The sequence below is a fragment of the Ruegeria sp. AD9 genome (assembly GCF_056542305.1).
This window is the reverse complement of record NZ_JBQFZP010000018.1, coordinates 1-14,202: the sequence shown is the minus strand read 5'-3', so window position 1 is coordinate 14,202 and position 14,202 is coordinate 1. Positions and strand designations below refer to the sequence as shown.

Annotated in this window: 8 protein-coding genes; all 8 read left to right on the top strand. The window is 59.0% G+C overall.

Going from position 1 to position 14,202, the window contains the following annotated elements:
- Nucleotides 1-194 precede the first annotated feature (194 nt).
- The gene (rpoB, locus tag ACR0AM_RS18655; protein WP_480623691.1) at nt 195-4,331 is read left to right on the top strand and encodes a DNA-directed RNA polymerase subunit beta; all 4,137 of its coding nucleotides are present in this window, start codon (nt 195-197) and stop codon (nt 4,329-4,331) included.
- Nucleotides 4,332-4,383: 52 nt separating this feature from the next.
- Nucleotides 4,384-8,625 (top strand): DNA-directed RNA polymerase subunit beta', encoded by a 4,242-nt coding sequence (gene rpoC / locus ACR0AM_RS18650; protein ID WP_480623690.1) that lies wholly within the window; start codon nt 4,384-4,386, stop codon nt 8,623-8,625.
- 211 nt (nt 8,626-8,836) lie between these two features.
- Entirely contained in the window at nt 8,837-9,616 is a 780-nt protein-coding gene (locus ACR0AM_RS18645; protein WP_480623689.1) for a hypothetical protein, read from the top strand.
- A gap of 138 nt (nt 9,617-9,754) precedes the next feature.
- Nucleotides 9,755-10,624, top strand: a complete 870-nt coding sequence (locus tag ACR0AM_RS18640; protein ID WP_480520910.1) for a DMT family transporter — start codon at nt 9,755-9,757, stop codon at nt 10,622-10,624.
- Nucleotides 10,625-11,057: 433 nt separating this feature from the next.
- Nucleotides 11,058-11,429, top strand: coding sequence for a 30S ribosomal protein S12 (gene rpsL / locus ACR0AM_RS18635; RefSeq protein WP_005621086.1), 372 nt, complete (start codon nt 11,058-11,060; stop codon nt 11,427-11,429).
- 15 nt (nt 11,430-11,444) lie between these two features.
- The gene (rpsG, locus tag ACR0AM_RS18630; RefSeq protein WP_093964348.1) at nt 11,445-11,915 is read left to right on the top strand and encodes a 30S ribosomal protein S7; all 471 of its coding nucleotides are present in this window, start codon (nt 11,445-11,447) and stop codon (nt 11,913-11,915) included.
- A gap of 18 nt (nt 11,916-11,933) precedes the next feature.
- Complete coding sequence (gene fusA, locus ACR0AM_RS18625; RefSeq protein WP_480474062.1) at nt 11,934-14,051, top strand: elongation factor G; 2,118 nt, start codon at nt 11,934-11,936, stop codon at nt 14,049-14,051.
- Between the two features lie 60 nt (nt 14,052-14,111).
- A partial coding sequence (locus ACR0AM_RS18620) for a GTP-binding protein (protein ID WP_215675807.1) occupies nt 14,112-14,202 on the top strand: 91 nt, incomplete at its 3' end.

The following is a 14,202-nucleotide window of genomic DNA, read 5'->3' as shown; positions in this document are numbered from 1 at the left end:
TCCGGGTCCAGCCGAACCTGTCTTAGAAAGGGCCTCACAGAATGGGGCGTTTTCTAAGACACGGTTTTCGGATCGGGAGGCCGCCTTCGGGACGGTGGCCACGAATTGATCCGGACGTGTTGTCTCGATTGTGCAAGATGCCGGGGCCCGACGGTGTCTTTGCCCGCTGAGAACATCGAAAGGTGACATCTGACATGGCTCAAACGTTCCTTGGCCAGAAACGTCTTCGTAAATATTACGGCAAAATCCGCGAAGTGCTGGAGATGCCGAACCTCATTGAGGTACAGAAATCTTCTTATGATCTTTTCCTGCGCTCCGGCGATGCAGAACAGCCCACAGACGGCGAAGGCATCAAAGGCGTGTTCCAGTCGGTTTTCCCGATCAAGGATTTCAACGAAACCTCCGTTCTGGAGTTTGTGAAATACGATCTGGAAAAACCCAAATACGACGTCGAAGAGTGCATGCAGCGCGACATGACCTACAGCGCACCGCTGAAGGTTACCCTGCGCCTGATCGTGTTCGATGTCGATGAGGACACCGGCGCGAAATCGGTAAAAGACATCAAGGAACAGGATGTCTTCATGGGCGATATACCCCTGATGACCCCGAACGGCACCTTTGTCGTCAACGGCACCGAGCGTGTGATCGTCTCCCAGATGCACCGTTCGCCCGGCGTGTTCTTTGATCACGACAAGGGTAAAACCCATTCCTCGGGCAAGCTGCTGTTTGCCTGCCGCATCATCCCGTATCGCGGCAGCTGGCTGGACTTCGAGTTCGACGCCAAGGATATCGTGTTCGCCCGTATCGACCGCCGCCGCAAACTGCCTGTGACAACCCTGCTTTATGCGCTGGGTATGGATCAGGAAGCGATCATGGACGCGTATTACAACACCGTTTCCTACAAGCTGGAAAAGAAGAAGGGCTGGGTCACGCCGTTCTTCCCCGAGCGTGTTCGCGGCACCCGCCCGACCTATGACCTGATCGACGCGAAATCAGGTGAGGTGATTGCCGAGGCAGGCAAGAAAGTCACCCCGCGCGCGGTCAAAAAGCTGATCGATGAGGGCACCGTCACCGAACTGCTGGTTCCGTTCGATCACATCGTTGGCAAGTTTGTCGCCAAGGACATCATCAACGAAGAAAACGGCGCGATCTATGTCGAAGCCGGTGACGAACTGACGCTGGAATATGACAAGGATGGCGACCTGATCGGCGGTACCGCGAAGGAACTGATCGACGCGGGCATCACCGATATCCCGGTTCTCGACATCGACAACGTCAATGTTGGTCCCTACATGCGCAACACCATGGCCGCAGATAAGAATATGGGCCGTGAAACCGCGCTCATGGATATCTACCGCGTCATGCGTCCGGGTGAGCCGCCCACCGTCGAAGCGGCGTCGGCCCTGTTCGACACCCTGTTCTTCGACAGCGAGCGGTATGACCTGTCCGCTGTTGGCCGCGTGAAGATGAACATGCGCCTGGCACTGGACGCACCGGATACCCTGCGCACCCTGCGCCGCGAAGACATCGTGGCCTGCGTCAAGGCTCTGGTCGAGCTGCGCGATGGCAAGGGCGACGTGGACGATATCGACCACCTCGGCAATCGTCGTGTGCGTTCGGTCGGCGAACTGATGGAAAACCAGTACCGCGTCGGTCTGCTGCGCATGGAGCGCGCGATCAAAGAGCGTATGTCGTCGGTCGAGATCGACACCGTCATGCCGCAGGACCTGATCAACGCGAAACCGGCTGCTGCTGCTGTGCGCGAATTCTTCGGCTCGTCGCAGCTGTCGCAGTTCATGGACCAGACCAACCCGCTGTCGGAAGTCACCCATAAACGCCGTCTCTCGGCGCTTGGCCCCGGTGGTCTGACGCGTGAACGTGCGGGCTTTGAGGTACGCGACGTGCACCCGACCCACTATGGCCGGATGTGCCCGATTGAAACGCCGGAAGGTCCGAACATCGGTCTGATCAACTCGCTGGCCACCTTTGCCCGCGTGAACAAGTATGGCTTCATCGAAACACCTTACCGCGTTGTCAAGAACGCCGAGGTGACTGATGAGGTTCACTACATGTCCGCGACCGAGGAAATGCGTCATACCGTGGCGCAGGCGAACGCGACGCTGGACAAGAACGGCAAGTTCATCAATGATCTGGTTTCGACCCGTCAGGCAGGCGACTACACCCTTGCCCCGCGCGAGAATGTGGACCTGATCGACGTGTCGCCGAAGCAGCTGGTCTCGGTTGCTGCATCGCTGATCCCGTTCCTTGAAAATGACGACGCAAACCGCGCTCTGATGGGCTCGAACATGCAACGTCAGGCGGTTCCGCTGCTGCGGGCCGAGGCACCGCTGGTCGGTACCGGGATCGAGGAAAAGGTTGCGATCGACTCGGGTGCTGCGATTCAGGCGAAACGCGCCGGAATCATCGACCAGGTCGATGCCCAGCGTATCGTTATCCGCGCCACCGAGGATCTGGAACTGGGCGACGCTGGCGTTGACATCTATCGTCTGCGCAAATTCCAGCGTTCGAACCAGAACACCTGCATCAACCAGCGTCCGCTGATAAAGGTGGGTGACACCGTCCAGAAGGGCGAGGTCATTGCCGACGGTCCGTCGACCGATATGGGTGAACTGGCCCTTGGCAAGAACGTGGTCGTCGCGTTCATGCCGTGGAACGGCTACAACTACGAAGACTCGATCCTGATCTCAGAACGTATCGCGCGTGATGACGTCTTTACCTCGGTCCATATCGAGGAATTCGAAGTCGCCGCCCGTGACACCAAGCTGGGCCCGGAAGAGATCACCCGCGACATTCCGAACGTCGGTGAAGAAGCGCTGCGCAACCTCGACGAGGCGGGCATCGTTTACATCGGTGCGGATGTCGAGCCGGGCGATATTCTGGTCGGCAAGATCACTCCGAAGGGCGAAAGCCCGATGACCCCGGAAGAAAAGCTGCTGCGCGCCATCTTTGGCGAAAAAGCATCTGACGTGCGCGACACCTCGCTGCGCGTGAAGCCGGGCGATTACGGTACGGTCGTCGAGGTGCGCGTCTTCAACCGTCACGGCGTCGAGAAAGACGAGCGTGCGCTGCAGATCGAGCGTGAGGAAGTCGAACGTCTGGCCCGTGACCGGGACGACGAGCTGGCGATCCTTGACCGCAACATCTATGCGCGTCTGCAAGGTCTGATCCTGGGTAAAACTGCGGTCAAAGGCCCGAAAGGTGTCAAGGCAGGGTCGGTGATCACCGAGGAGCTGCTGGACACCCTGACCCGTGGTCAATGGTGGCAGCTGGCTCTGGAAGACGAGCAGGACGCACAGATCGTCGAGGCCCTGAACGAGCAGTACGAAGTGCAAAAGCGCGCTCTGGACGCCCGTTTCGAGGATAAGGTCGAGAAGGTCCGCCGTGGCGACGACCTGCCGCCGGGTGTGATGAAGATGGTCAAAGTCTTCATTGCCGTAAAGCGCAAGTTGCAGCCGGGCGACAAGATGGCCGGTCGTCACGGGAACAAAGGTGTGATCTCCAAGGTTGTTCCGATGGAAGACATGCCGTTCCTGGCCGATGGTACGCCGGTCGACTTCTGTCTGAACCCGCTGGGTGTGCCTTCGCGTATGAACGTGGGTCAGATCCTTGAAACCCACATGGGTTGGGCCGCGCGCGGTCTGGGTCTGAACATCGATGAGGCTCTGGGTGAGTACCGCCGGTCCGGCGACCTGACCCCGGTGCGCGAGGCGATGAAGCTGGCCTATGGCGAAGATGTCTACGAAGAAGGCATCACCGGCATGGACGAGGAGACGCTGGTCGAAGCAGCGGGCAACGTGACCCGCGGTGTTCCGATCGCAACCCCCGTCTTTGACGGTGCCAAAGAGGCTGACGTCAACGACGCGCTGGTGCGTGCCGGTTTCTCACAGAGCGGTCAGTCGATCCTGTTCGACGGTCGTACGGGTGAGCAATTTGCGCGTCCGGTCACCGTGGGCATCAAGTACCTGCTCAAACTGCACCACCTTGTGGACGACAAGATCCACGCGCGTTCGACCGGGCCCTATAGCCTGGTGACCCAGCAGCCGCTGGGTGGTAAGGCGCAGTTCGGTGGCCAGCGCTTTGGTGAGATGGAAGTCTGGGCTCTGGAAGCTTACGGCGCCGCCTACACCCTGCAAGAGATGCTGACGGTGAAATCGGATGACGTCGCCGGCCGGACCAAGGTCTATGAGTCGATCGTCAAGGGCGAGGATAACTTTGAAGCGGGCGTACCGGAATCGTTCAACGTTCTGGTGAAAGAAGTCCGCGGCCTCGGCCTGAATATGGAACTCCTGGATGCGGAGGTTGAGGAGTAAGGGCCTCGGCCCTTCCTTCCGTCCCCCCTTCCGCAAAATTTGAGGTATCAAAATGAACCAGGAAATCACCAACAACCCGTTCAACCCGCTGACGCCCCCGAAGGTCTTCGACGAGATCAAGGTCTCGCTGGCGTCGCCCGAACGGATCCTGTCTTGGTCCTATGGTGAGATCAAGAAACCCGAAACCATCAACTACCGGACGTTCAAGCCTGAACGTGACGGTCTGTTCTGTGCGCGCATCTTTGGCCCGATCAAAGATTACGAATGTCTGTGCGGCAAATATAAGCGGATGAAGTATCGCGGCGTTGTCTGCGAAAAATGCGGCGTGGAAGTCACCCTGCAAAAAGTCCGCCGCGAGCGTATGGGCCACATCGAACTGGCCGCGCCCGTTGCACACATCTGGTTCCTGAAATCGCTGCCGTCCCGCATCGGTCTGATGCTGGACATGACGCTGCGCGATCTGGAACGCGTTCTGTACTTTGAAAACTACGTCGTTATCGAGCCCGGTCTGACCGACCTGACCTACGGCCAGATGCTGACCGAAGAAGAGTACATGGATGCGCAGGATGCCTTTGGCATGGACGCGTTCACCGCCAATATCGGTGCCGAAGCCATCCGTGAGATGCTGGCCCAGATCGATCTGGAAGCCGAAGCCGAGCAGCTGCGCGCTGATCTGGCCGAAGCCACAGGCGAGTTGAAGCCCAAGAAGATCATCAAGCGTCTGAAGGTTGTTGAATCCTTCCTCGAGTCGGGCAACCGGCCTGAATGGATGGTGATGACCGTGATCCCGGTCATTCCGCCGGAACTGCGTCCGCTGGTTCCGCTGGATGGTGGCCGTTTCGCGACGTCGGATCTGAACGATCTCTATCGCCGCGTGATCAACCGGAACAACCGTCTGAAGCGTCTGATCGAATTGCGCGCGCCTGACATCATCGTCCGCAACGAAAAGCGGATGTTGCAGGAATCCGTGGATGCTCTGTTTGACAACGGCCGTCGTGGCCGGGTGATCACCGGCGCCAACAAGCGTCCGCTGAAATCGCTGTCGGACATGCTGAAAGGCAAGCAGGGCCGCTTCCGTCAGAACCTTCTGGGGAAACGCGTCGACTTCTCGGGCCGTTCGGTCATCGTGACCGGTCCGGAGCTTAAGCTGCACCAGTGTGGTCTGCCCAAGAAGATGGCGCTGGAGCTGTTCAAGCCGTTCATCTACTCGCGCCTTGAAGCCAAAGGTCTGTCTTCGACCGTGAAACAGGCGAAGAAACTGGTCGAGAAAGAGCGTCCCGAAGTTTGGGATATCCTCGACGAGGTGATCCGTGAACACCCTGTCATGCTGAACCGTGCGCCGACGCTGCACCGTCTTGGCATTCAGGCGTTCGAACCGGTCCTGATCGAAGGCAAAGCGATCCAGCTGCACCCGCTGGTCTGTTCGGCCTTCAACGCCGACTTCGACGGCGACCAGATGGCCGTTCACGTCCCGCTGAGCCTTGAGGCACAGCTGGAAGCCCGCGTTCTGATGATGTCGACGAACAACGTTCTGTCGCCTGCAAACGGCGCGCCGATTATCGTTCCGTCGCAGGACATGATCCTGGGCCTGTACTATGTGTCGCTGGAACGTGCCGGCATGCCGGGCGAAGGCAAGGTCTTTGGTTCGATCGACGAAGTTCAGCACGCGCTGGACGCGGGTGAGGTGCATCTGCACACCAAAATCACCGCGCGGATCACGCAGATCGACGAAGAAGGCAACGAAGTTCAGAAGCGCTATGAAACCACTCCGGGCCGTCTGCGTCTGGGGGCCCTGCTGCCGATGAACAACAAGGCGCCGTTCGATCTGGTCAACCGCCTGCTGCGGAAGAAAGAAGTGCAGCAGGTGATCGACACCGTCTACCGCTACTGCGGTCAGAAAGAGTCGGTTATCTTCTGTGACCAGATCATGTCGATGGGCTTCAAAGAAGCGTTCAGGGCGGGCATCTCGTTCGGCAAGGACGACATGGTCATTCCTGATGACAAGTGGGGCATCGTTGATGACACCCGCGATCAGGTGAAAGATTTCGAACAGCAGTACATGGACGGCCTGATCACTCAGGGCGAAAAGTACAACAAGGTTGTCGATGCCTGGTCGAAGTGTAACGACCGCGTGACCGAGGCGATGATGAGCACCATCTCGAACGTCGCCAAGGCCGAAGACGGGTCGGACATGGAGCCGAACTCGGTTTACATGATGGCTCACTCCGGTGCGCGGGGCTCGGTCACTCAGATGAAACAGCTGGGCGGTATGCGGGGCCTGATGGCCAAGCCGAACGGTGACATCATCGAGACGCCGATCATCTCGAACTTCAAGGAAGGTCTGACCGTTCTTGAATACTTCAACTCGACCCACGGTGCCCGTAAAGGTCTGTCGGATACCGCTCTGAAAACCGCGAACTCGGGTTACCTGACCCGTCGTCTGGTGGACGTGGCACAGGACTGCATCGTTCGCGAGATCGACTGCGGCACTGAACGCGCGATCACGGCCGAAGCTGCGGTCAACGACGGTGAAGTTGTCGCCTCTCTGGCCGAGCGTATTCTGGGCCGCGTGGCTGCCGATGACATCCTGCGTCCGGGCACGGAAGAGGTGCTCGTGGCCGCGGGTCAGCTGATCGACGAACGGATGGCGGACATCATCGATGAGGCTGGCGTTCAGTCGACCCGTATCCGCTCGCCTCTGACCTGCGAGTCCGAGGAAGGCGTCTGTGCCACCTGTTACGGTCGTGACCTTGCTCGCGGTACCATGGTGAACACGGGTGAGGCTGTCGGCATCATCGCCGCCCAGTCCATCGGTGAACCCGGTACACAGCTGACGATGCGGACCTTCCACATCGGCGGTGTTGCGCAAGGTGGTCAGCAGTCGTTCCAGGAAGCAAGCCAAGCCGGCAACGTATCCTTCGAGAACCCGCAGATCCTGGTGAATGCCGCAGGCGAAAGTCTCGTCATGGGCCGGAACATGAAGCTGGTGATCAAGGACGATCACGGCGAAGAGCGTGCCAACCACAAGCTGGGCTACGGCTCCAAGCTGTTCGTCAAGGAAGGCGCGAAAGTGTCCCGTGGCGACAAGCTGTTCGAATGGGATCCCTACACCCTGCCGATCATCGCCGAGAAAGCCGGTGCCACCAAATACGTCGACCTGGTTTCGGGCCTTGCCGTCCGTGACGAGACCGACGAAGCAACAGGCATGACCCAGAAGATCGTGATTGACTGGCGCGCGGCCCCCCGTGGCAGCGACCTGAAGCCCGAGATCATTCTGGTCGGTGACGATGGCGAACCGGTCCGCAACGATGCGGGCAACCCGGTTCACTATCCGATGTCGGTGGATGCGATCCTGTCGGTCGAAGATGGCCAGAAGATCGAAGCCGGTGACGTTGTTGCGCGTATTCCGCGTGAAGGTGCCAAGACCAAGGACATCACCGGTGGTCTGCCGCGTGTGGCCGAACTGTTCGAAGCCCGCCGTCCGAAAGATCACGCGATCATCGCAGAAGCCGATGGTTACGTGCGCTTTGGCCGCGACTACAAGAACAAGCGCCGCATCACCATCGAACCGGCTGACGAGTCACTGGAGCCCATCGAGTACATGGTACCCAAGGGCAAGCACATCCCTGTTGTCGAAGGCGACTTCGTACAGAAGGGCGACTACATCATGGACGGTAACCCGGCTCCGCATGACATCCTGTCCATCATGGGTGTCGAAGCGCTGGCGAACTACATGATCGACGAAGTGCAGGATGTGTATCGTCTGCAAGGCGTGAAGATCAACGACAAGCACATCGAAGTCATCGTGCGCCAGATGCTGCAGAAGTGGGAGATCCTGGATTCAGGCGACACCACCCTGCTGAAAGGCGAACATGTCGACAAGCAGGAGTTCGACGCAGCCAACGAAAAGACCATCGCTCGCGGTGGTCGTCCGGCACAGGGCGAGCCGATCCTTCTGGGGATCACCAAGGCCTCGCTGCAAACGCGTTCGTTCATCTCGGCCGCGTCGTTCCAGGAAACCACCCGCGTACTGACCGAAGCGTCCGTGCAGGGCAAAAAGGACAAGCTGGTTGGTTTGAAAGAAAACGTCATCGTTGGTCGCCTGATCCCCGCCGGTACCGGTGGGGCAACTCAGGCCGTCCGCCACATCGCGCAGTCGCGCGACAATGTGGTGATCGAAGCCCGCCGGGAAGAGGCCGAAGCGGCCGCTGCCCTGGCTGCGCCGATCATGGATGATGATCTGGTCGGGGATGAGCTGGATGTTCTGGTGGAAATACCCGAAAGCCGCGAGTAATCGCCCGATTGACAAGTTAAGGAAGGCCCCGCGATTTCGCGGGGCCTTTTGTTTTTGCAGGGTTGAAACGCGCGCCACACTTAGGGCAGTTCCAGACCACTGGCATATCGCGCTTGCTGTATGAGACCTGCAATAACAGCAGGGTTTTTCTGATTTAGCCTAAACTGTGCTACCATCCGCCTTGAATTCACACAGGTGACGGGGGTGGATGATGAGAGCTGTCACAAAGCTGTCGCGCGTATTTTCGGTTTTCGGTCTGGGCCTGATGGCCGCCTGCACGGATTATGCCTATGTGGGGATGCCGCCGGGCCAGCCATCGCGTGAGATCGTGATCCCGAACGGCACGACGCGCCTGATCCCGATATCCGGCTCGATCGTCGGGCTGGCTTATGATGAGCCGAGAAGGCGGATCTTTCTGCGCAATCTTCCCGGTACCCAGCTACAGGAGCTTGACCGAAATGGCCGTGTCCTGCGTACCTTTGCGGCACAGCGGGTTCCGGCCGGATGCGGTGGCATCACACCTGACGAGTTCCCCATAAAGGAATGCGGGCTGGCCATTCGGGGCAGCGACGGCCATCTGTTCCTCGACCATCCGAACGGGGTGATGATCGCGGAACTGACCCGCGACGGCCAATTCGTGCGCAACATAACCCTCAGCCAGCCACAGGGGCCGATTGGCGGGCTGGCCTTTGATGAAACGACCGGCACGCTTTATGTACTGTTCATCCGCAATCGCCTGATCGCCGAGGTGGATTTGAACGGCACGGTTCTAAGGACGATCCGCGCGACCAATCCATCGGTCGGCGCAGCGGTGCAGATCGAACGCTTTGGCCTTGGCATCAACTCCAAACGCCGCGAGCTTTATGTCGCCCTTCAGAACGGCAACCAGCTTGGCGTTCTGGACATGTCCGGTGGGTTGATTGCAACGCACACGCTCAGCGCCGGGTTGGCTGTGGAAGGTATCGGAGGCGGTCGGGTCTCCGGTCTTTGATACGGGCACAGCGGGCGGTTTCGACACGCTCCGCACGCGTCAGAGCGCAATTCTTGCGCTGATCTGATTTGATGCGTTGACAGGCGGCTGTCCGATTGGGCCAATGGCCCGATCACTCTGCGCAGGGCCATATCTGACATGAACCCAAACACCAAAGGTGCCTTGCTGATGATGGGCAGCATGGCGGCCTTCACCCTGAACGACACTTTGGTCAAGGTCGCGCTTCGGGAACTGCCTTTGTTCCAACTGGTGGCCATGCGGGGCGTACTGGCCGTTTTCCTTGTCTACGGTCTTGCCCGCTATCTGGGGGCGCTGCACCTCAATTTCTCAAACCACGACCGGTGGCTGGTTGCGCTGCGCAGCCTGACCGAACTGTCGGCCACCTTCTTTTTCCTGACAGCGCTCAAGAACATGCCGCTTGCCAATGTGACGGCCATTCTGCAGGCGCTGCCCCTGACCGTGACGCTGGGCGCGGCGCTGGTCTTTTCCGAACAGGTCGGCTGGCGGCGCATATTGGCGATTGCCATTGGTTTTGGCGGCATGGTTCTGATCGTCAGACCCGGTCCTGACGGCTTCAGCCTGTATTCCATCTACGCGCTGATCGCAGTGGCTTCGATCACGGTTCGCGATCTGGTGACGCGACGCATGTCGCCCCAAGTTCCGTCAATGGTGGTGACACTGGCGACGTCTCTTTCCATCACGGTGGCCGCCGCGATTGCTTCGGTGTTCGAAGGATGGGTTCCGGTTTCCGGCGCTGCGGGTTCTTTGGTTGCAGCGGCGGCCGTGTTCGTCCTGATGGGCTATCTGTTCAGCGTCATGGTCATGCGTCAGGGCGATGTCGGGTTCATCGCGCCGTTTCGCTATTCCAGCCTGATCTGGGCCCTGGGGTTGGGCTGGGCCGTATTCGATGAATGGCCCGACGGCCTGACCATGCTGGGTGCGACACTGATCGTGGCCGCCGGACTGTTTACGCTGTTCCGGGAACGCGCGCGTCGGGAAGCGGCGTGAACCTGCGTGACAAAGCTCTGAACACTGGTTATCCGAAGGCGAAACCCGGCCTCCGGTTGCGGGTTCAGCTCAACATTGGCGCTTCTGGTGCAGGACGGTTTATGAACCCGGTTGAGCCTGCGCACCCATATCGGCACGGCCCGGATCAGCCAATTGCCGGGCAACCGGTATCGTGCTGTTGACACTCGGGCCGACTCCCCCTATTACGCGCGTCATCTCGGTGCCGGGGGCCGCCCCATAGCCGATTCCAGTAATGAGCTGGTCAAGGCCCGGACAATTTTGCAGTTCGCGCCCTCTGAGAAACAACCGCGACGTTCACCTCGGAATGGGAACGCTCGTGGGTTTTGCGCTTGTGGACGCATCAGCGCAGCGAAGTTAGCCGCACGCCAGTTGCGTGCATGTCATGTGTGTTGCAAACGGGGAAGAAACCGGAATGCCAACTATTCAACAGCTGATCCGCAAACCGCGGCAGCCCAAAGTAAAACGCTCGAAGTCCATGCACCTGGAGCAGTGCCCGCAGAAACGCGGCGTCTGCACACGTGTTTACACCACCACACCGAAGAAACCGAACTCGGCTATGCGTAAGGTTGCCAAAGTGCGCCTGACCAACGGGTTCGAGGTCATCTCGTACATCCCCGGTGAAAGCCACAACCTTCAGGAACACTCGGTTGTTCTGATCCGTGGCGGCCGTGTGAAAGACCTTCCCGGTGTGCGTTACCACATCCTGCGCGGTGTTCTGGATACTCAGGGCGTCAAAGACCGTAAGCAACGCCGTTCGAAATACGGCGCGAAGCGTCCCAAGTAAGAAGGAGAGGCTGATATGTCACGTCGTCACGCCGCCGAAAAACGCGAAGTCCTGCCTGACGCCAAGTTTGGCGATAAGGTTCTGACCAAATTCATGAACAACCTGATGATCGACGGCAAGAAGTCGGTCGCCGAGCGCATCGTCTACAACGCCTTTGACCGCGTCGAAAGCAAGATCAAGCGCGCGCCCGTCGAAGTGTTCCACGAAGCACTCGACAACATCAAACCGTCGGTCGAGGTTCGCTCGCGCCGGGTTGGTGGTGCAACCTATCAGGTTCCGGTCGAAGTCCGCCCCGAGCGCCGCGAAGCACTGGCCATCCGCTGGCTGATCACCGCTGCGCGCGGCCGCAATGAAAACACCATGGAAGAACGCCTCGCCGGTGAGCTGCTGGACGCTGTACAGTCCCGCGGTACCGCCGTGAAGAAGCGCGAAGACACCCACAAGATGGCCGAGGCGAACAAAGCCTTCAGCCATTACCGTTGGTAATCCCAGAGGCTTATCCAAATGGCACGCGAATATCCGCTCGAACTATACCGTAACTTCGGTATCATGGCGCACATCGACGCAGGTAAGACCACCTGCTCGGAGCGTATCCTGTATTACACTGGTAAATCCCACAACATCGGTGAGGTGCACGATGGTGCAGCCACCATGGACTGGATGGAGCAGGAGCAGGAACGCGGCATCACCATCACTTCGGCTGCAACTACCACCTTCTGGGAACGCACCGAAGACGGTCAGAATGCTGACACGCCTAAGCACCGCCTGAACATCATCGACACCCCCGGCCACGTTGACTTCACCATCGAAGTTGAACGCTCGCTGGCGGTTCTCGACGGTGCCGTCTGCGTTCTGGACGCAAACGCCGGTGTTGAACCCCAGACCGAAACCGTGTGGCGTCAGGCTGACCGCTACAAGGTTCCGCGTATGGTTTTCGTCAACAAGATGGACAAGATCGGCGCAGACTTCTTCAACTGCGTTCGCATGATCGAAGACCGCACCGGCGCACGTGCTGTTCCGGTTGGTATTCCGATCGGTGCCGAAACCGAGCTGGAAGGCCTGGTTGACCTCGTCACCATGGAAGAGTGGCTGTGGCAGGGCGAAGACCTTGGTGCAAGCTGGGTCAAAGCTCCGATCCGTGACAGCCTGAAAGACATGGCTGACGAATGGCGCGGCAAGATGATCGAAGCGGCCGTCGAAGAAGACGACGACGCGATGATGGCCTATCTGGAAGGCGAAGAGCCCGACGTTCCGACCCTGCGCAAACTGCTGCGCAAAGGTACGCTGGCGCTGCATTTCGTTCCGGTTCTGGGTGGCTCGGCGTTCAAGAACAAAGGCGTTCAGCCGCTGCTCAACGCTGTGATCGACTACCTGCCCAGCCCGCTGGACGTTGTTGATTACATGGGCTTCAAACCCGGCGACGAGGAAGAAGTTCGTAACATCGCACGTCGTGCCGATGACGACATGGCCTTCTCGGGTCTGGCGTTCAAAATCATGAACGACCCCTTCGTCGGTTCGCTGACCTTCACCCGCGTTTATTCGGGCACCATGCAGAAGGGCGACTCGATCCTGAACTCGACCAAAGGCAAGAAAGAGCGCATCGGTCGTATGATGATGATGCACTCCAACAACCGGGAAGAGATCGAAGAAGCGTTTGCAGGCGACATCATCGCGCTGGCGGGTCTGAAAGACACCACCACCGGTGACACCCTCTGCGATCCGAAGGATCCGGTGGTTCTGGAAACCATGACCTTCCCCGATCCGGTGATCGAGATCGCGGTCGAGCCCAAAACCAAGGGCGACCAGGAAAAGATGTCTCAGGGTCTGGCCCGTCTGGCCGCCGAAGACCCGTCCTTCCGCGTGGAAACCGACCTGGAATCGGGTCAGACCATCATGAAGGGCATGGGCGAACTTCACCTGGACATCCTGGTGGACCGTCTCAAGCGCGAGTTCAAGGTCGAAGCCAACATCGGTGCGCCTCAGGTGGCTTATCGTGAAACCATCTCGATGCCGGTCGAACACACCTATACCCACAAGAAACAGTCGGGTGGTTCGGGTCAGTTCGCTGAAGTCAAGCTGGAGATCCAGCCCACCGAGGCAGGCGAAGGTTACTCGTTCGAAAGCCGCATCGTTGGTGGTGCCGTTCCGAAGGAATACATCCCCGGTGTTGAAAAAGGCATCAACTCGGTCATGGACAGCGGCCCTCTGGCTGGCTTCCCGGTGATCGACTTCAAGGTTGCCCTGCTGGACGGTAAGTTCCACGACGTCGACTCGAGCGTTCTGGCATTCGAAATCGCGGCCCGTATGTGTATGCGTGAAGGCATGCGCAAAGCTGGCGCGAAGCTGCTGGAACCGATCATGAAGGTCGAAGTGATCACCCCGGAAGAATACACCGGCGGTATCATCGGTGACCTGACTTCGCGTCGGGGCCAGGTGTCGGGTCAGGAATCCCGCGGCAACGCAATCGCGATCGACGCGTTTGTTCCGCTGGCGAACATGTTCGGCTACATCAACACCCTGCGTTCGATGTCGTCGGGCCGTGCCCAGTTCACCATGCAGTTCGACCACTACGATCCGGTTCCGCAGAACATCTCGGACGAGATCCAGGCGAAATACGCATAAGCGACGATTTGAGGGAGCGCCGTTCCGGGGCTCCCTTCATTACAGAAAAAGGAGGCCATCATGGCAAAGGAAAAGTTTGAGCGTACAAAACCGCACGTCAACATCGGCACGATTGGGCATGTTGACCATGGTAAGACGACGCTGACCGCAG

Coding starts and splice junctions, on each gene's coding strand:
- rpsG (WP_093964348.1), top strand. CDS start 11,445: ATGTCACGTCGTCACGCCGCCGAAAAACGCGAAGTCCTGCCTGACGCC.
- ACR0AM_RS18645 (WP_480623689.1), top strand. CDS start 8,837: ATGAGAGCTGTCACAAAGCTGTCGCGCGTATTTTCGGTTTTCGGTCTG.
- rpoB (WP_480623691.1), top strand. CDS start 195: ATGGCTCAAACGTTCCTTGGCCAGAAACGTCTTCGTAAATATTACGGC.
- rpsL (WP_005621086.1), top strand. CDS start 11,058: ATGCCAACTATTCAACAGCTGATCCGCAAACCGCGGCAGCCCAAAGTA.
- fusA (WP_480474062.1), top strand. CDS start 11,934: ATGGCACGCGAATATCCGCTCGAACTATACCGTAACTTCGGTATCATG.
- rpoC (WP_480623690.1), top strand. CDS start 4,384: ATGAACCAGGAAATCACCAACAACCCGTTCAACCCGCTGACGCCCCCG.
- ACR0AM_RS18640 (WP_480520910.1), top strand. CDS start 9,755: ATGAACCCAAACACCAAAGGTGCCTTGCTGATGATGGGCAGCATGGCG.